The sequence below is a fragment of the Pseudomonas sp. KH_021 genome (assembly GCF_057838865.1).
Genome location: NZ_CM174477.1, coordinates 5,045,415 through 5,064,694, shown reverse-complemented (window position 1 = coordinate 5,064,694; position 19,280 = coordinate 5,045,415). Strand labels below are relative to the sequence as shown.

The window sequence follows — 19,280 nt, the reverse complement described above, 5'->3', positions numbered from 1 at the left end:
GTCATTTCACCTGTATGACGCAGTCGAAGGTTTTCGCGGGGCTGACTTCGGGTGCCCAGGGTTGCTGGTAGACCAGGATCAGGTGGCCTTCACCTGCGGCCTGTGCCTGATAGCGCCAGACGGATTGCCCCCCACTGCCAACCAGGCCTGCGTCTTCCGGGTTGCTGTAAACCTCTGGCCCCAGGCTGCGCAGGATGCTGCCCGCGGGGTTTTGCACCAGCCAGCGAAAACCCGTGGTGGGGTTGCTGGGCAGGGTCAGGGTGAGGTGCTGGCCGACCTGCAGGGGCAGGGGGCACTGGGATTGCTTGTGCAGGTTGACATTTTCTGGCGCCTGGGTGGCACAGGCGGTGAGCAGGGCAAAACTCAAGGCAACGATCAGGCGGACGGTGGGCATAGAGGCTCCGGTCGGGCTTGGACAGCCCAAGCATAACCGAAACGTCGGTATCTGATGCCTCCAAACCGCGGCGCCTTTATCGCGAGCGAGCTCTGCTCCTACAGCCGGCCCGCCGCACCAACGGGGTGGGGTAGGAGCACGGCTTGCCGGAACGCCGGACCGCGGCGATGGGATCGACGCGGTTTGCCTGGAATACCGCGGCGCCTGCATCGCGACGGTTCGGCGCCCCGACAAGCTCGGCTCCTACCGTTAGAACAACACCTTTGCCACATCGGCAAAGCGCTTGGCGAAGTGTACGGTGATGCCTTCCTTCAGGTAGTCGGGCAGTTCTTCGAAGTGGCCGCGGTTGGCTTCGGGAAGGATCAGCTCGTAAATCTTCTGCCGGCGCGCGGCAATGACTTTCTCGCGCACGCCCCCAATCGGCAGTACATGCCCAGTCAGGGTCAGCTCTCCGGTCATGGCCACGCCTTTTTTCGGCGCTTGGTCGCGAGACAGCGACAGCAGGGCGCTGGCCATGGTCACGCCCGCGCTGGGGCCATCCTTGGGCGTTGCGCCTTCTGGCACATGCAGGTGCACAAAGGCTTCGTCAAAGAATGTCGGGTCGCCACCGAATTGCTTGAGGTGCGAACTGACGTAGCTGTAGGCAATCTCGGCCGATTCTTTCATCACCTCGCCCAATTGCCCGGTCAACTTGAAACCCCGGTTAAGTGAGTGAACGCGTGTCGCTTCGATGGGCAGCGTCGCACCGCCCATGCTGGTCCAGGCAAGCCCGGTAATCACACCGGTGCCCGAGAGTACCTGCTCGCTACGAAACACCGGCATGCCCAGCGACTCTTCCAAATCCTTGGGGACGATCTTGATGATGGCGTCCGGGTTGTCGAGCAGTTTGACCACCGCCTTGCGGATCAGTTTGCCCAACTGTTTTTCCAGCTGTCGCACGCCAGCCTCACGGGCATAACCTTCGATCACCGCGCGCAGGGCGGTATCGCTGATGCTCAGGCGGGTTTTGGCGACACCGGCCTTGGCCAGTTGCTTGGGCCACAGGTGGCGCTTGGCGATGGCGAGCTTTTCTTCGGTGATATAGCCCGACAGGCGAATCACTTCCATCCGGTCCAGCAGGGGGCCTGGGATCGAATCCATAGTGTTGGCGGTGCACACGAACAGCACCTTGGAGAGGTCCAGGCGCAGGTCCAGGTAATGGTCGAGGAAGTCGACGTTCTGTTCTGGGTCCAGGGTTTCAAGCAGTGCCGAGGCGGGGTCGCCTTGGTAGCTCTGGCCCATCTTGTCGATCTCGTCGAGCATGATGACCGGGTTCATCACTTCGACATCCTTGAGCGCCTGCACCAGCTTGCCCGGTTGGGCGCCGATGTAGGTACGACGGTGGCCCTTGATCTCGGCCTCGTCACGCATGCCGCCGACACTGAAGCGATAAAACGGTCGGCCAAGGGACTCGGCAATGGATTTGCCGACGCTGGTCTTGCCCACGCCGGGCGGGCCTACCAGCAGCACGATAGAGCCGCTGATCTCGCCCTTGTAGGCGCCCACGGCAAGGAATTCGAGGATGCGGGCCTTGATGTCATCGAGCCCGGCGTGGTGCTGGTCGAGCACTTTGCGAGCATGCTTGAGGTCGAGTTTGTCCTTGCCATAGACACCCCAGGGCAGGGCTGTCGCCCAGTCCAGGTAATTGCGGGTCACTGCGTATTCGGGCGAGCCGGTTTCCAGGATCGACAGTTTGCCCAGCTCTTCGTCGATGCGCTTTTTCGCGGCGGGCGGCAGGGTTTTGCCTTGCAAGCGTTGCTCGAACTGTTCGACGTCGGCGCTGCGATCGTCCTTGGTCAGCCCCAGCTCCTGCTGGATGACCTTGAGTTGCTCCTTGAGGAAGAACTCGCGCTGGTGCTCACCGATCTGGCGGTTCACCTCGGCGGAAATCTCGTTTTGCAGGCGTGCGACTTCGACTTCCTTGCGCAGCATCGGCAAGACTTTCTCCATGCGCTTGAGCATGGGCACGCAATCGAGCACTTCCTGCAGTTCGTTGCCGGTGGCCGAGGTCAGCGCGGCGGCAAAGTCGGTCAACGGCGAGGGGTCGTTGGGGCTGAAGCGATTGAGGTAGTTTTTCAGCTCTTCGCTATAGAGCGGGTTGAGCGGCAGCAACTCCTTGATCGCATTGATCAGGGCCATGCCGTAGGCCTTGACCTCGTCGGTGGGCTGGGCCGGTTGGTGCGGGTATTCGACTTCCACCAGGTAGGGTGGGCGGTGGTGCTTGAGCCAGCTGCGGATGCGAACCCGGGTCAGGCCTTGGGCTACAAATTGCAGTTTGCCGTTTTCGCGGCTGGCATGGTGAACCTTGACCAGCGTGCCGTATAACGGCAGGCGCGAGGTATCGAAGTGGCGGTGATCTTCAACCGGGGTGTCCATGAAGAACAGCGCCAGGGAGTGATGCGGGGTGTTGGCGACCAGATCCAGCGTTTCGGCCCAGGGCTCTTCGTTGACAATGACCGGCAGGACTTGTGCCGGGAAGAAGGGCCGGTTGTGGATCGGAATGATGTAGACCTTGTCCGGCAAGCTGTGATCGGGCAGTGCCAGGCCAGTTTTTGGTTCGCTGGAAGGGTCCGGTTCCACGGTTTCGCTGGGGTCTTCGGGGAGATCGTTTAGGGCTTGCTGGTCGCTCATGGGGCACCTGCGCAAATGACTATGGACCTTAGATGGGGCAATCGCGAAGTGGTTTCAATGCAAGGCGGGCACAAAAAAGGCGGCTGACCCTTAAAGGTAGCCGCCTCGGGACTGCGGTGAAGCCATCGCATGGCCCACAGGTTCAAAAGTTCACTGCTTGATATCGTAGTGAGCGGAAATCGGTGTGGGAGTGAAGCTTGCTCACGATAGCTTCACTGCGTTCTGCCAGATGTACCGTGGCGTCTGCATCGCGAGCAAGCTTGGCTCCCACAGGGGCTCCTACATCAGGGCAGTTTGTAAGCGATCACATAGTCACCCATCTTGGTCCCCAGTGAGCCGTGGCCGCCAGCGGTCACCAGCACGTACTGCTTGCCATTCTTGCCGGTGTAGGTCATCGGCGTGGACTGGCCGCCAGCAGGCAGGCGCCATGCGCCCAGTTCCTTGCCGTTCTTGACGTCGTAGGCACGCAGGTATTGGTCCAGGGTGCCGCTCAGGAAGCCTACTCCGCCTGCGGTGACCATCGAGCCGCCCATGCTCGGCACGCCCAGTGGCACGCCAATGGGCAGCGGCGAGCTGTCACGGCTGGTGCCGTTCTTGTGTTTCCAGACCACTTTGGCGGTGGTCAGGTCGATAGCCGCCACGTAACCCCAGGCAGGTGCCTGGCAGGGGACGCCGATCGGCGACATCAAGGGGTACATGATGACCGCGTAAGGGGCGCCGGCGTTGGGTTGCACACCACTGGTTTCGCTTTCGCGCTTGCTGCCTTCGGCGACATCGGCGCGCTTGACCATCTTGGAAACGAAGGCCATGTAGTTAGGGGTGGTGAACAGCAATTGGCGAACCGGGTCGACCGAGACGCTGCCCCAGTTGAACACCCCAACGTTACCCGGATAAATGATGCTGCCTTGCTCCGACGGCGGGGTGTACTGGCCTTCGTAACGCAGCGAGCGGAACTGGATGCGGCAGAGCATCTGGTCGAACGGGGTGACGCCCCACATGGCTTTTTCGGTCAGGTCCGGGCCCAGCAGGTTCAGGTCCGAGCGGGCCTGGGTCGGCGCGGTGTGGTCACCCGGCACGGCGCCGGTGGGCGCCGGGATTTCACGAATCGGCACGATCGGTGTGCCATCGCGACGGTCCAGGACGTACAGGCTGCCTTGCTTGGTCGGCGCGATCAGCGCAGGTTTGACGCCCTCGGCGGTTTTCATGTCCAGCAGGGTCGGCTGGCTGCCAACGTCCATGTCCCACAGGTCATGGTGTGTGAACTGGTAGTTCCAGCGCACCTTGCCCGAGTTCAGGTCCAGCGCGACCAGGCCTGCGCTGTATTTTTCCGAGGCAGGGGTGCGATCGCCGCCCCACTGGTCCGGGGTCTGGTTGCCCAGGGGCAGATAGACCATGCCCAGCTTTTCGTCGACGCTGGCCAGCGACCACATGTTCGGCGAGTTGCGGGTATAGAACTGGCCGTCCTTCAGCGGCTCGGTGGCCTCGGGGTTGCCACTGTCCCAGTTCCAGACCAGGTGGCCATCGTGCACATCGAAAGCACGGATCACGCCGGACGGCTCATTGATCGACTCGTTGTCGGTCACGTGGCCGCCGAGGATGACCAGGTTGCGGGTGATGGCCGCAGGCGAGGTGGAGTAGTAACCACCGGCCGTGAACGGGCCAATACCGTGAGTCAGGTCAATCACGCCCTGGTTGCCGAAGCTTTCACAGACCTTGCCGGTGTCGGCGTTCAAGGCGATCAGGCGAGCATCGGCGGTTGGCAGGAACAGACGACGCGGGCAGGTGGCGACAACAGCTTTGCCAGCTTCGCTCAAGACTGCCGGGGTGCTGATGGAGCTGTTGTTGAGGTAGCTGTTTTCGTCATAGTACGAAACGCCACGGCAGGTCATGTGGGCGAAGCCCTTGAAGCCGACCGGGCTCTTGATCTGCGGGTCGAAGCGCCAGATTTCCTTGCCGGTGTCCGGGTCCAGGGCCAGCACTTTGCTGTGGGCGGTGCAGGCATAGAGCATGCCATTGACCTTCAGCGGCGTGTTCTGGTTGGTCAGCTCGACCGGGTCATCCGCGCTCGGCAGGTCGCCGGTGCGGATACGCCAGGCTTCTTGCAGCTGTTTGGCGTTTTGCGGGGTGATCTGCTTGAGCGGCGAGTAGCGGTCGCCGAACTCAGTGCGGCCATAGGCCTGCCATTCGCCTTCAGGCATGTCAGGGGCCGTGCTTTGCATATCGGTGCTGTCACGCTCGAACTGGCCGAAGACTTCACCCGGGTGGGTGAACTGGCTGGCGACGGCCGTCGCGCCGGCCAGCACCACCGCTACGCTCAAGGCGCCGGTCGCCAGGGGGGCAGGGGCATCGCGCAGCAGGGGGCGGCGGAACCAGGGCAGCAGCAACACCACGCCCAAGGCAAACCACAGCGACAGGCGCGGGACCAATTGCCACCAGTCCAGGCCGACTTCCAGCAGGGCCCAGACGGTGCTGGCCAGCAGGGTTAACGCGTACAGGCCCAATGCGGCGCGATGGCCGGCCAAGAGCAGAAGCCCACTGACGCCAAAACCGATACCGGCGAGCAAGTAATACAGTGAGCCACCCAGTGAGCTCAATTTGATGCCGCCGACCAGCATGGCCAGGCCCATCAGCACCAATAGCGCGCCGAGCAGGCCGGGTAGCAGGCGATTGCGGTTTGAAGCACCCTCAGTGCCCATAGTGTGTTCTCCGTAAGTTAACAGCAGGCGGGCAGCGCCCGCGTCGTTCAGGCGTGGATCGTTTTAGAAGGAACTCTGGATTTTCAGGCCGGCGATCACGGCATCATCGACCTGCGGGGCGCCGCCTGGATGGCGGATGTACTGCAGGTTCGGGCGCACGGTGAGCCAGTCGGTGAGGTGTACGCCGTAATAGAGTTCGGCGCTGTATTCGTTGCATGGGCAAACACGCTCAACCCCCGCGAGTGGTCACTCGCTGTGCTGGTCAGTTGCTGTTGCACGCCAAGCCACAGCCCATGTTTGCTCGACCGGCTGCGATAGGCTTGGCCGCTCAGTGCTGCTGGCTGATCGTTGCTATCCTTGTAGACGTCATTAGCCTTAGCACTACTGTAGTAGTAACCGGCTCGATATTCCCTTGGGAAGCCATTGACGCGCGGTGTCCAGACCAACTCCACTGGAATGACTGCGCCCTGAGTACCGCTGCCGCTGAGCTTGAAGCCATTGTCGCGCTCAAGGTTGGAGGGAGTTGGCATCGAACAGGGCGGCTTGGGCGTCTGGTTAATGAAGCGAAGTGAAGCGTTTCAGCGTGACGGCAAGCAGGATATAGCGGTAGATGTAAGAAAAAAGACAAAATGTCACACCAGGTCGTTGCCGTCATTGCAACAATGGCGCATGACCCGGTGCGATTTGGCTACGGCAGGGGCTAGAAGGCTGTGCGCAAGCCGACGGCTACGCTACGCCCAGGCGCCGGAGCGATATCGCGCAGGATGGAGCTTGCATAGCGCACGGTCTGATCGGTGAGGTTCTCGCCTTTGACAAAAGCCAGCCACTGGCTGTCGGCTACATCGAAGCGATAGCCGACGCTGGCGCCCAGGGTGGTATAGCCGTCGGTGCTGGTTTCATTGGCGGGTTTGTTGTGCTGGCTGCTGGCGTGTTGCACATCTACCCGTGCCTGCCAGCGCTCACGCTCCCAGAGTAGGCCGCTGCCCAGGCGCAGCGGCGCGATGCGCGGCAAGTCTTCGCCGTTGTCGAGGTTCTTCGCGCGGGTGTAGTCGCCCGACAGTTCGAGGGCAAACTTGCCGTAGGCGTTTTCACTTAAGGTCCAATGATCCTGGGCTTCGATACCCCAGAAGCGTGCGCGCACACCGCTATAGAGGTATTCCGGGATGCCGTCGGCGTCTTCCTGGCCTTCATCATCCAGCGTACGGCCGCTGTTCAACAGACCGATGTAGTTGGAGAAGTGACTGTAGAACACGCCGAAACTGCCTTTGTGCACGCCATTGTCGAAGCGCAGCGCCAGGTCGCTGGAGACAGCCTTCTCCTTGGAAAGGCTAGCGTCGCCCACTTCAAAGGTGCCGGTGGCGACGTGGGCGCCATTGGCATAGAGTTCGTAGAAAGTCGGAGCGCGCTCGGTGTAGCCCAGGGTCGCGGCCAACGACCAGACCGGTGTCAATGTGTAGACAGCCCCGGAAGACAAGCTACCGGCGGTAAAGCTTGCAGCCCGGTCACCTTCGAAGCGTTCGTTGCCTGCCGCATCCGGGTCGACCCGGGTATGTTCCAGTCGTCCGCCAAGGCTCAAGGCCAGGCGGTCAGTGGCTTGCCATTGTTCCAGCACAAACAGCGCGGCGCTGTCGGTATGGCTCTCGGGGACGAAGGCTTCTTCGCCCAGGGCCGAAAACTCGCTGCGGTTGAACTGCACACCCACCACGCCTTCCACCGGCCCTATGGGTTGATGCCGGGCCTCGACTCGCGCTTCATAGCCCTTGTTCTTGAAGATCGTGCCCACTTCACCGTCTTCGATTTCCCGGTGCTCGTAATCGGTATAGCCAGCATTGAGCTTGATGGACGAGAAGGGGCCTTGCAGATTGCGCAGCTCAGAGGCAAAGGCGTAGTGGTCCTGCTGCATGCGTAGGCGGACGTCCTCTTCGGCAGGGGAGCCGTAATTGGCGTCGTAGTGACTGTAGGAAAGCCCCGCATAGCCGTCGTCCCATGTGTAGGTGCCGCCCACTGCACCGCCGTCCTGACGACCGTCACTGTTGTCCAGGCGGTGTTTGCCGCCTTCGTCTTCTTGGCTGCGAACCTTGGCGCTATGGGCGTAGCCTGGGATGCGCAGGTCGTTGAACTCGCGTGAGTTGGCGTCCAGGTGCAGGGCGAAGCGACCGTCCCCGGCTTCCAGTTTACCGGCGGCGCTGCGGGTGGTGTCGGCACCGCCGTAACGCAGCTCACCGGCACCGTGGATGCCATTGATGGCTTCGGTTGGAATGCGATTGTCGAAGCTGTTCACTACGCCGCCGATGGCATTGCCACCATAGAGCAGCGCAGCCGGGCCGCGAATGATTTCGATGCGATCGACCGTGACCGGATCCATGGGCACAGCGTGATCGTACGACAGCGATGAGGCATCCAGGGCGCCGACACCATTGCGCAGCAAGCGAATGCGGTCGCCGTCCAGGCCTCGAATGATCGGTCGGCTGGCGCCCGGTCCAAACCAGGTCGAGGACACGCCGGGCTGGTTGTTGAGGGTTTCACCCAGGCTGCCCTTTTGTGCCAGGGTCAGATCGTCGCCTTGCAGGGTGGTGCTCGGGGCCGCCAGTTGGGCGTTGCCCAGCGGGTTGGCGGTCACGACCTGGGGTTGCAATTCCAGCGCGGTCGCTGGGGTTGACGCCAGCATCAGGGCTGCCGCGAGGGGCGACAGACCCAGGATGAGCGGGCGAGTGGGAAGGGAGGACATCCGGGTTTCCTTGAGGTGCTTGATTAAAGTGAAACAATATAACATCTCAAGTTGTCGCGACAATGGCTTCATCCGACAACCCTGTCGGCACGCACTAGAATCTGTGGAGGTGGATTCTTCCTACGGAAACGAGCTACGACAAAAATAGAATCTTGGCTGATGTTATTGCGCAGGGCAGACACGTAATCTCTTCCCGCTGCCCGATGCCTCAGCTAAGGTGCGTGCCCTTTCTCTTGGCTGGAGCCCTGGCATGACTGCACAGAACAAAAATCCCTTGCACGGTGTAACGCTGGAGCAGGTGCTGACGGCGCTGGTCGAGGAGTACCAGTGGCAAGGGCTGGCCGAGCGTGTCGACCTGCGCTGCTTCAAGAGCGACCCGAGCATCAAGTCGAGCCTGACCTTCCTGCGCCGCACGCCGTGGGCCCGGGAGAAGGTCGAATCCCTGTATTTGTACATGCTGCGCCAAAAAGCCAAAGGCTGATCTCAACAAGGAATTCACTATGCCCAGCGACGCCTCGTCCCTTTCCCCGCCCATGTTGATGTTCATCAAGATTGCCGCCGGGCTGGGCTGGCTGGCGCTGGTCGTGCAGTTGTACTTGATCTTTGTCTCACGCCTGGCCAATGACGCCAGCCTGCTGGGCGGGTTGGTGAGTTTTTTCAGCTACTTCACCATTCTCACCAACACCTTGGTCGCCACGGCGCTGAGCCATGCCGCCTTCGGCCGGGAGGGGACGATGCGCCGGTTCTTTCTGGCGCCGTGGGTCGTCTCGGGAATCACCGTCAGCATCATCATGGTCGCCTTGACCTACAGCCTGCTGTTGCGCCACCTCTGGCAACCGCAGGGCTTGCAGTGGTTGGCCGATGGCCTGTTGCACGATGTGATGCCGCTGCTGTTCGTGGTGTATTGGTGGGCCTGTGTGCCCAAAGGTAGCCTGAGGGTTGGGCATTTGTTGCCCTGGGCCGTGTATCCGCTGGTGTATTTTGGCTATGCGTTGCTGCGCGGGCACTGGATCGGGGTGTATCCCTATCCCTTTATCGACGTCGCCACGCTGGGGTATGGGCGGGTGATGATCAACGCCCTGGTGATTCTGCTGGTGTTTCTGTTGCTGGCGCTGATGCTGATCGGGCTGGATCGCTGGCAGGGCAGGCGCCTTGCATTGGTCAAGGCGCAACGTTGATCAGCCCTCGTCGTTTTCATCCAGGCGCCAGTAACCTGCCGCCTTGATCTGGCTTTCCCGCAAGCCCATGTCATCGATCAGTACGCGGCGAAGTTTGCGTGACAGCGCCGCTTCCGTGGCGATCCAGGCGTACAGCTCTCCGTCCAGGCGGGACAGCCCAGCGACCACTTCCAACAATGATTTCTCGTGACGCGGCACCCAGATCACCTGGACATTCGCGGCGCTTTGCAGCGGCTGTTGTTCCTGCGCATCTTCAATTTCGATGATGACCTGTACCTGGCGATTGCCGGGTAACTCTTCCAGGCGGCGAGCAATGGCCGGGATGGCGGTCTCATCGCCGATCAGCAGGTAGCTGTCGAATACATCCGGCACGATCATCGAGCTGCGCGGCCCAGCGACCCACAGGTCCTGGCCGGGTTCAGCCTGCTCTGCCCAAGTCGAGGCGGGGCCATCGCCATGCAAGACAAAATCGATATCCAACTCACCCGCTGCCAGGTCGATACGGCGTGGGGTGTAGTCGCGCATGGCAGGTTTTGCGCCTTCGGGCGCCGGGCCACCCAGACGCATGTTTTCGAGCGCTGCCTGTTCTTGAGGGTTGGTCGCGAACAGCAGTTTGAGGTGGTCGTCACTGCCCTGGCTCAGAAAGCCTTCAAGCTGCGGACCGCCAACGGTGATGCGGCGCATCCGTGGGGTGAGGTCTACAACGCGCAACACTTGCAGGCGGCGGCGTTTGATTTCATGCATGACACGGTGAATGGAGTCGGTGGCACTGGCAGTCATTCAGCAGTCTCCTGAGGAGGGATTGGGTGTGAAGGGCCGGCGGCAATCGCCTTGGCCGTCTCGTTGAGCAGGTCGCGAACTCGCGTGATTTCTTCCGGGCTCCAGCGACCATGGTGCATTTGCAGGGCGTGGCGCAGGTTGTGGACGGCTTCATGAATCTCCGGTGGGCGATCGTGCCCCCGCAGGGCGCGCTTGCTCACTTCGATGCGCATGCGCACGCCGTCCAGGGCCACGGCCTGTTCACTCAGCGACAGTTGCCCGGCTGGGGTGATGCAGAAGCGCTTTTTGCTGCCCTCGGTATTGCTTTCGATCAGTTCACTTTCTTCCAGGAACGTCAGGGTCGGGTAGATCACGCCGGGGCTGGGGCTGTAAGCGCCGTCGAACATGCCTTCGATCTGGCGGATCAGGTCATAGCCATGGCAAGGCAGGTCGGCGATCAACGCCAGTAGCAAAAGCTTGATGTCTCCGGGGGCAAATACCCGTGGCCCGCGTCCGCGCTCACGGCCACGAGGTCCGCGTTCGAACAGGTCGTGGCCTTCGTGGTGGTCACGATGGAGGTGATGGTCTTTCATGTGTCGCTCCATGTGTTGAGATATTACTTAAGAAGTTTCTTAAGATATATCTTGAAATGGGTCGGCGCAATCGAGAACTATTATTATTGACGGGTGGTACCAGAGGGCAGGTTGTTGGCCGCCAGCGCGCTCCGGCGCTGGCGGCTCTAACGTCAATGCAGGTTGGTAACGATAGCCGACTGGCTCGGGTCAACCTTGGGAGGGACTTTGCACAGGGTATTGGTGCCCGGTTCCAGATACGGCATCAGGAAGGGCGCCATGCCTTTGAGCACCTGAACGGGCAAGGCGGAGGTGAACTTGAAGGTTTCGGCGGCCCGGCCCGGCACGAAGGCCGTCAGCGTGCCGAAGTGGTGATCACCAATGTAGAACACGAATGTCGCCGTGCGGTTGAGTGAACGCGAGCCAATCATCCGCCCGCCGGCACCGAAGCTTTCAATGCGGTTGTCACCGGTCCCGGTCTTGCCGCCCATGATCAGCGGCGTGCCATCGGACGTCTTGAAGGTGCCTTGCACGCGCCGTGCAGTACCGGCATCCACCACTTGGGAAAGCGCGCCGCGCAGGGCGGCGGCGACTTCCGAAGGCAGCACTCGACGGCCCCTGTCCGGGTCGCTGACCACCTGGGTTTCGTAAGGCGTATTGGCCGCAAAGTGCAGCGTGTCGATACGCAACGTCGGCATGCGGATACCGTCGTTCTGAATGATGCCGACCAATTCGGCGAGTGCGGCCGGGCGGTCGCCGGAGCTACCGATGGCCGTGGCCAGCGAGGGTACCAGGTGATCGAATGGGTAGCCTACGCGTTGCCAACGGCGGTGAATGTCGAGGAACGCTTCGATTTCGACCATGGTCCTCACCCGGCTGTCGCGCGCGCTCTTGTGTTTGCTCTTGAACAGCCAGCCATAGACTTCCTGGCGCTCGAAGTGGCTGGCCTTGACCGCATCCTTGAACTGCGCGGCCGGGTTCTCCAGCAGGTAGCCGAGCAGCCACAGATCCAGGGGGTGGGAGCGGGCGATATAGCCCTGGTCGGGCAGGTCGTACTTGCCGGGGCCATAGGCGTAATACATGTCGTCGAGTTTTTTGTCGGTGACGGTGTCTTTTTTAAGTTTCAGGTGCGCCCGGACAAAGCTGTTGAAGGTGGCCTGGTCAGCGTTGGGGAACAGGTAGCGATGCACGGCCGCCAAGCGAATCGGCGTGACATGTAGGCCGTCGAGGAAAGTGTCCAAGCGTTGCTGTGAGGTTTTGCGTTGGTATTTTTTCCAGAACCTGAGCAGGTAATCAGTCCCTTCCTTGTCGGCAAAGCTGACCAGGTATTCCTGGCGGCGCATGTCGCTGTCATCGCGCAGCAAAGCGCCGCTGTTGTTCGGCGCCTGGTACACGCTATAGCGCACCAGGTCACGCATCAGGCGGATAAACGGCAAGTTGATCGATTCACGCAGGGCTTCCTTGAGGGTCGGGTTGCGGCCGTTGTCCTCGCGGCGGAAGTTATTGAACACGTGCATGCCACCGCCGGTAAAAAACGCTTCGCCGGGGCTTGCCGAGTATTTGCGTTCCAAGGCCGCATCCAGCATGGCCGGCAGGTTGCGATCCTTGTTCTGGATCAGGTAGTCGACCGCCCAACGAGACAATCGGTCCAGGTCTTCGACGGGCACCTTCTTGAGGTCGGCCGGGGTCATGGCAGCGTACTTGTCGTGCATCTCGGCCATGATCTCAAGGTAGGTCGTCAGTACCCGCAGTTTGGCGGTGGAGCCCAGTTCCAGTTTGCTGCCTTCGTTGATATCGAACGGCTGGTCGGTGCTGTCGGTTTGCACCCGCACCCGAGAACCGTCGGGTGTGCGCTCGAACAGGGTAAAGCTATAGCGCACCTGGCCGGTGGTGGTGGGCGTCAGCAAGCGCTCGCCCATCAGGCCAACCTTGGCTGCGAAAGCCGGGTCGGCCAAGTCGCGCAAGTATTGGCTGGCCTGGCGTTGCAGGTCTGACTGCAAGGTCGTGGTGGCCGACAGGTCGAGACGGTCGAGGTCGTACAGTGGACGATTGAGCATCGACGACAGCCGGCTGCGGGCCACGCTGATGCCTTTGTTGGTGACGATCGGCTGGATAGTCGGCTGCTGGACCCAGTCGCGATAAGTGACCTGGCTTTTCAAGGCGGCCTGGGTCAGTGCCGGGTCGATGATGTTGTTGGCGCCCAACAAGCGGATATGGCTGTCGGTCAGCAGTGCCAGTTCGTCATGCCCCTTGGAAAGAAAGTAGGAAGGACGGCGCTGGGCAATCATCAGCGACAAGACCTGGCGCAGGGCCAAGCCGCGGGCGGCGAGGCTGGCAGGGTCTTGTGCGTTGGACAACAAAGCCTCGTTGACCTGATCGAAGTGGGCGCCATACCAGACCCGCAAGCCTTCAGCCATGCCGTGTACTTCGCCATGCCCGGGCACTGCCGAGAGCGGCACACTGTTGAGGTAGTCGCGAACAATCTTCTGTCGGGCTTCGAAGGTTTGCGGGCCGCCCTGATAGGCGCGAACGCTGGCGGAGATCATCTGGCGTATTTTCTCGCTGCCGGAACCGGTCAGGCCGTCGGGCGAGTGACGGTATTTTTCCAACTGAGTGGCCAGGGTGCTGCCGCCCGCCGATTGGCCCGGCAGGGCGAGCAACTTGGCCACCTGGGTGTAGGCCGCCATGGCAAAGCGTGGCCAGTCCACGGCGGGGTTGGCCAGTGGCTCATCGGTGTCGAGTAACTCGCGGTTTTCGATAAACAGCAGGCTGTGCACCATCAACGGTGGGATCGCTGCGAAGCTGCTGTAGAGCATTTGCGGGTAGCGATATTGGTACAGGACATCGCCGGTGCAGTCGGTGATCGACAGGCCAACCTGGCTTTTTTCCGGGTAGGGAACGAACAGTCCATGCTTGGCGTAGCTCATCAGCGCAGGAGAGAAACGGGTCTGTTCCTTGATGACGTAGTCGCGCTTGAGCAGACGGGGCAGAAACTCGCCCAAGGCGCTGTAGCCCAGGCGCTGGTCGAACGGGCCGGAACCCGGATAGATCATGGCATCGGTGGGGCCTGGATGCATGGAGTAGCTCAGCGTTGCGGCAAAACGGCTGAACTCCCGGGCTTGTAGCCTGGAGGTGCGAACTTCCTCTGAAACCCAGTACGCCGCGGCAATGATCGCGAGCACCAGCAGTAACCAGAACAGGCGCCACCATAAGCGACGTTTGTGGGGTGTTGGGGGCGGTGCGTCATCCGGATTCTCAGCAGGACCCTCTGTCCTTGTAGGTTCGGATTGCCACAATGCGCCCATAGTTTTTAGCCCGATCACTTATGTTCCTCACTCTTGCCTGAAGCTTAGACGCTGCCCAGCGCTGGTGAAAAATTTGTATCAGTTAGATCAGATGTTTCCTAAAAAACTGTGGGTTATCGCCCAAAGTTGTAGATCAAAACTCTGGTTTTGTTGCTAGGGTGCGCCTCGATCCGGTAGCCCGCGTCGTGAAGAGAAGTTGCCCAAGGTGCAACCGCCTTGCCCCTTGGCGGTTATTCTCTCTCCGCAAAAGGCCTTTTTGGCGAGAGTTCTCTCCAAATATTGCCGGTTATACAGTGAAAAGCACCTGCGTGAGCTTTCTATACTGCTCGCCCCCGTCGAACTGTCAGGCTTGCCTGCAGACGGGCCCACTCACAAGGTGGAGCCCGGCATGACGTCGCACACAGCCTATCGGCCGTGCGATTGATGCTCGTTCGGTCATATCCAATAACAAGATGAGGTTGTATTTCTATGCCAGTCGGCAACCACCCTTCACACGGTGAGACCGCCCAAGGCGGCCCACTCAAGCGGGAACTGGGCGAGCGGCACATTCGCCTGATGGCACTGGGCGCCTGTATTGGCGTCGGACTGTTCCTGGGATCGGCCAAGGCCATCCAGATGGCCGGCCCTGCAATCATGCTGTCCTACATCATTGGTGGTCTGGCGATTCTGGTGATCATGCGCGCCCTCGGTGAGATGGCGGTGCATAACCCGGTCGCAGGTTCCTTCAGCCGTTACGCGCAAGACTACCTTGGCCCCCTGGCGGGCTTTCTGACCGGCTGGAACTACTGGTTCCTGTGGCTGGTGACCTGCGTTGCGGAAATCACCGCCGTGGCCATCTACATGGGCGTCTGGTTTCCCGAGGTACCCCGGTGGATCTGGGCCCTTGGGGCATTGGCCAGCATGGGCACCATCAACCTGATCGCGGTCAAGGCCTTCGGTGAGTTCGAGTTCTGGTTCGCGCTGATCAAGGTTGTCACCATCATCGCCATGGTGCTGGGTGGTATCGGAATTATCGCCTTCGGTTTTGGTAATGACGGCGTTGCGCTGGGCATTTCCAACCTGTGGAGCCAAGGTGGCTTCATGCCCAATGGCATGACCGGTGTGCTGATGTCGTTGCAGATGGTGATGTTTGCCTACCTGGGCGTGGAAATGATCGGCCTGACCGCCGGTGAAGCGCGCAACCCGCAGAAGACCATTCCCGATGCCATCGGCTCGGTATTCTGGCGCATCCTGCTGTTCTACGTGGGCGCGTTGTTCGTGATCCTTTCGATCTATCCGTGGAACGAAATCGGCTCCCAAGGCAGCCCCTTCGTGATGACCTTCGAGCGCCTGGGTATCAAGACGGCGGCCGGCATCATCAACTTTGTGGTCATCACGGCGGCCCTGTCGTCCTGCAACGGCGGCATCTTCAGCACCGGGCGCATGTTGTACAGCCTGGCACAGAACGGCCAGGCCCCGGCGACCTTCGCCAAGACCTCCCGCAACGGCGTACCGCGCGCGGCGCTGCTGCTGTCTATCGCTGCCTTGTTGCTGGGTGTGTTGCTCAACTACCTGGTGCCGGAGAAAGTCTTTGTCTGGGTAACGGCCATCGCGACCTTTGGCGCGATCTGGACCTGGGTGATGATTCTGCTGGCGCAGCTCAAGTTCCGCGCCGGCCTGAGCGCCGCAGAGCGTGATCGCCTGCAGTTCCGTATGTGGCTGTGGCCGCTGAGCTCTTACCTCGCGCTAGCGTTCCTGATCCTGGTGGTGGGCCTGATGGCGTACTTCGAAGAGACCCGGATTGCTCTGTACGTAGGGCCAGCGTTCCTGGTACTGCTGACGGTATTGTTCTACGTGTTCAAGCTGTCGCCGAAGAACCAGGTCACCGCCGAGGTGCTGTAGGAGCAGACCTTGGTCGCGATGGCCACACCGCGGTTCATCGCAGACACCGCGGTGATGCCATCGCGACCAAGGTCAGCTCCTACACCCATCACCCATCACCCACAGCACCGGCGGCATCACACCGCCGGCACCTGTGCCGGCCGGTTCAGGCGCTTGTTGATATCCAGCCACAGCGCCAGCACCACCATCAAAGCAACCCCTGCCAAAGCCGTGGCGACCTGCGTTGGCCAGCGGTCGTCGCCCAGCGCGTTGCCCATGTCGGCCAGCGGCGCCAGCAACACCCCAAAGCAGAACACTTCCAGTGAGTAACGCCCCATCCGGCAACTTTGCCGCGCCAGCCAATGCTCGAGCCACGGCCCGTTGGGCAGCAGTTTTGCCGTGCAATATGCCAAGGCCAGAAAATGCAGCAGTCGTGCCGGCGACAGGTTGGTCTTGCTGATCGGGTAGAGCCACTCAGCGAGCAATCGCGGCATAACCGCATCGTGCAGGTTCGGCCACTTCCAGGACAGCGCGATCAGCCCAGTCACTAGCAGGTAAAGGGCGCTCGCCACGAACAAGGGCTGGCGCAAGACCGGTCGAGTATCTGTTGGGCCATTGTCCCGCTGCCCATGAATCGCCGCAGCGCCGCCGAGGATAAACAGCAACTGCCAAGCCATCGGGTTGAAGAACCACACCCCACCTTCCTGGGCCGCCAGGTTCCACTGGAAATGCGGCGCCAGTACATACAGCGCGACCGACAGGCCCACCACGTATTCGGCCCGGCGCAGCATCAATGGCAGCACCATGGGTAGGCCAAGCAACAACAGGATATAGAGCGGCAGCGGGTCCATCAGGTTGGGTTTGAAGCGCAGCAGCAATTCATCCACCAGCGCCTGCTGGGGGTTGCTGAGAAAGTAATAGAGGCCCATCTCCTGAATCATGTCGCGGGTTTCGACATGGTTGTTAGCCACGAACACAATGCCCATCAGCAACACCAACAGGAAAATGTGGACCACATACAGCACCCAGGCCCGGCGCAGGATGCGCACGCAAGCCACCAGGTACCCGTCGCGCTGAGCGATCTTGCCATAGGCCAACACTGCCGCGTAGCCCGCCAGGAACACGAAAATTTCCGCGGCATCGCTGAAGCCGAAATTGCGGATGGTCAATTGGGCCAAAGGGTTTTGCGGAATGTGATCCCAGAAAATGAAGATCAATGCCAAACCCCGAAAAAAATCGATCCGATGGTCTCGACCGTTAATCATGGTGCGGACTCTTGCCGGTGAAGTTTTCACTAAGGATAGGTGGGGAACGAGAGGGGTTCCGTGAAGCTGGCCGATGCCGATCAGCGGCGCGGAGGGTGGCGTTTTTTGCCAAGGATTGCAAAAGATGGGTATTACTGGATGTCTCTGTAGGAGCAGAGCTTGCTCGCGATGGCATCACCACCGTCCCTTCGGCGGACCGCGTTGATCCCATCGCCGGCAAGCCGTGCTCCTACAGGGCCTCGAAACTGTCTGCCCGGGCCATTTTCCACATGCGATCGTAGAACTCGCCGCTGATGTCGCCGCTCAGCAGTTCGCCTGGCTTGAGGAACACGTGCAGCTGTGAAAACAGTTTGATTTCAGTGGCCGACATGCGTCGCACCAGATGCTTGGCCTCCAGTTGCGCGGGATGCTCAAGCCCTGCCGCGGCGAGCATTTCGGCCAGGGCCTTGAGGGTACTGCGGTGGAAGTTGAAGACCCGCTGGGCTTTGTCTGGCACTACCAATGCACGCTGGCGCAAGGTGTCTTGGGTGGCGACGCCGGTTGGGCATTTGTTGGTATGGCAACTTTGGGACTGGATGCAGCCGATGGCGAACATGAAGCCGCGTGCCGAGTTGGCCCAGTCGGCACCAATGGCCAACACGCTGGCGATGTCGAAGGCGCTGACGATCTTGCCACTGGCGCCCAGCTTGATCTTGTCGCGCAGGTTCAGCCCCACCAGGGTGTTATGGACAAACAGCAAGCCCTCGCGCATAGGCGCGCCAATATGGTCGGTGAACTCCACGGGTGCCGCGCCGGTACCGCCCTCCTTGCCGTCGACCACGATGAAGTCCGGCAGAATGCCGGTTTCCAGCATGGCCTTGGCGATGCCCATGAATTCCCAGGGGTGACCCAGACAGAATTTGAAGCCTACGGGTTTGCCACCGGATAGCTCACGCAGCTGGGCGATGAAATGCATCATTTCGATGGGCGTTGAAAACGCGCTGTGGCGTGAGGGTGAAATACAGTCCTCGCCCATCATCACCCCACGGGTCTCGGCAATTTCGCGGGTAACCTTGTGCTTGGGGAGGATGCCGCCGTGGCCGGGCTTGGCGCCCTGGCTCATCTTGATTTCGATCATCCTGACCTGCGGATCGCGGGCCTGAACGGCGAAGCGCTCGGGGTCGAAGCGGCCGTCGGGAGTCCGGCAGCCGAAATAGCCGCTGCCCAGCTCCCAGGTCAGGTCGCCGCCGTGCTCGCGGTGGTAAGGGCTGATGCTGCCTTCACCCGTGTCGTGGGCGAAGTTGCCCAGTTTGGCGCCTTGGTTGAGCGCGCGAATGGCATTGGCGCTAAGCGAGCCGAAGCTCATGGCGGAAATATTGAACACCGACGCCGAATAAGGCTGGGTGCACTGCGGTCCTCCAACGATGACGCGAAAGCCGCTAGGGTCGCTGAGCGGCGCTGGGCGCATGGAATGACCGATAAACTCGAAGCCGGCTTGATACACGTCGATCAGGGTGCCGAAAGGCTTGTCCGAGCTTTCGTTTTTGGCCCGCGAATACACCAGCGAGCGCTGGGAGCGGGAGAAGGGCAGGGCGTCACTGTCGGATTCGAGCAGGTACTGGCGAATCTCCGGGCGGATGCCTTCGACCAGGTAACGGATGTTGCCCAGGATCGGGTAATTGCGGCGCACCGCGTGGCGGCTTTGCAGCAAGTCGCCGATGCCGATCAGGCTAAGCACCAATGTAATGGTGGTAAATGGCCATAGCCCATCGTGGTCGAGAAAGGGCAGGCTGATGAGGGTAAACAGCACGCAAGCGGCGAAAAAGGCGTAGCGACTCAGGAGGGACAGGCTCATACGGGGTCCTTGTAATGGC

The 19,280-nt window shown here is 61.0% G+C and carries 12 protein-coding genes and 1 pseudogene; 3 read left to right on the top strand and 10 right to left on the bottom strand.

Annotation, left to right across the window (positions count from 1 at the left end; genetic code table 11):
- Position 1: 1 nt before the first annotated feature.
- The 5 genes and pseudogenes from AC3IX4_RS23325 to AC3IX4_RS23305 all read right to left on the bottom strand — a co-directional run bounded on the left by AC3IX4_RS23325 (position 2) and on the right by AC3IX4_RS23305 (position 8,488).
- The gene (locus AC3IX4_RS23325) at positions 2–394 is read right to left on the bottom strand and encodes a protease inhibitor I42 family protein (RefSeq protein ID WP_489257714.1); all 393 of its coding nucleotides are present in this window, start codon (positions 392–394) and stop codon (positions 2–4) included.
- 249 nt (positions 395–643) lie between these two features.
- Positions 644–3,064 carry an endopeptidase La gene (gene lon / locus AC3IX4_RS23320; protein ID WP_489257713.1) on the bottom strand — a complete coding sequence of 807 codons (2,421 nt, stop codon included), beginning with the start codon at positions 3,062–3,064 and terminating at the stop codon, positions 644–646.
- 284 nt (positions 3,065–3,348) lie between these two features.
- Positions 3,349–5,760 carry a glucose/quinate/shikimate family membrane-bound PQQ-dependent dehydrogenase gene (locus AC3IX4_RS23315; protein ID WP_489257712.1) on the bottom strand — a complete coding sequence of 804 codons (2,412 nt, stop codon included), beginning with the start codon at positions 5,758–5,760 and terminating at the stop codon, positions 3,349–3,351.
- Between the two features lie 63 nt (positions 5,761–5,823).
- Positions 5,824–6,281: pseudogene (locus tag AC3IX4_RS23310) on the bottom strand (carbohydrate porin); the annotation flags it as partial.
- Between the two features lie 179 nt (positions 6,282–6,460).
- A complete protein-coding gene (locus AC3IX4_RS23305; protein WP_489257711.1) occupies positions 6,461–8,488 on the bottom strand; it encodes a TonB-dependent receptor in 2,028 nt (675 codons plus the stop codon).
- Positions 8,489–8,738: 250 nt separating this feature from the next.
- Here AC3IX4_RS23305 and AC3IX4_RS23300 point away from each other — a divergent pair, with 250 nt between their 5' ends.
- Positions 8,739–8,969, top strand: coding sequence for a VF530 family protein (locus tag AC3IX4_RS23300; protein WP_489257710.1), 231 nt, complete (start codon positions 8,739–8,741; stop codon positions 8,967–8,969).
- Between the two features lie 19 nt (positions 8,970–8,988).
- A complete protein-coding gene (locus tag AC3IX4_RS23295; protein WP_489257709.1) occupies positions 8,989–9,666 on the top strand; it encodes a Pr6Pr family membrane protein in 678 nt (225 codons plus the stop codon).
- Here the strand turns inward: AC3IX4_RS23295 and AC3IX4_RS23290 are convergent, their stop codons facing one another.
- The 3 genes from AC3IX4_RS23290 to AC3IX4_RS23280 all read right to left on the bottom strand — a co-directional run bounded on the left by AC3IX4_RS23290 (position 9,667) and on the right by AC3IX4_RS23280 (position 14,302).
- On the bottom strand, positions 9,667–10,446 hold the full coding sequence (locus AC3IX4_RS23290; protein WP_489257708.1) for a siderophore-interacting protein: 780 nt from the start codon (positions 10,444–10,446) through the stop codon (positions 9,667–9,669).
- On the bottom strand, positions 10,443–11,018 hold the full coding sequence (locus tag AC3IX4_RS23285) for a PadR family transcriptional regulator (RefSeq protein WP_489257707.1): 576 nt from the start codon (positions 11,016–11,018) through the stop codon (positions 10,443–10,445). The genes AC3IX4_RS23290 and AC3IX4_RS23285 overlap by 4 nt, the downstream gene beginning before the upstream one ends.
- A gap of 152 nt (positions 11,019–11,170) precedes the next feature.
- Positions 11,171–14,302 (bottom strand): transglycosylase domain-containing protein, encoded by a 3,132-nt coding sequence (locus AC3IX4_RS23280; protein WP_489261345.1) that lies wholly within the window; start codon positions 14,300–14,302, stop codon positions 11,171–11,173.
- A gap of 468 nt (positions 14,303–14,770) precedes the next feature.
- Between AC3IX4_RS23280 and AC3IX4_RS23275 the strand changes: the two genes are divergently transcribed.
- Positions 14,771–16,183, top strand: coding sequence for an amino acid permease (locus AC3IX4_RS23275; protein WP_489257706.1), 1,413 nt, complete (start codon positions 14,771–14,773; stop codon positions 16,181–16,183).
- 116 nt (positions 16,184–16,299) lie between these two features.
- Here the strand turns inward: AC3IX4_RS23275 and AC3IX4_RS23270 are convergent, their stop codons facing one another.
- Complete coding sequence (locus AC3IX4_RS23270) at positions 16,300–17,427, bottom strand: OpgC family protein (RefSeq protein ID WP_489257705.1); 1,128 nt, start codon at positions 17,425–17,427, stop codon at positions 16,300–16,302.
- A 229-nt stretch (positions 17,428–17,656) separates the two neighbouring features.
- Positions 17,657–19,261: an FMN-binding glutamate synthase family protein gene (locus tag AC3IX4_RS23265; RefSeq protein WP_489257704.1), complete on the bottom strand. Its 1,605-nt coding sequence runs from the start codon at positions 19,259–19,261 to the stop codon at positions 17,657–17,659.
- Positions 19,262–19,280 lie beyond the last annotated feature (19 nt).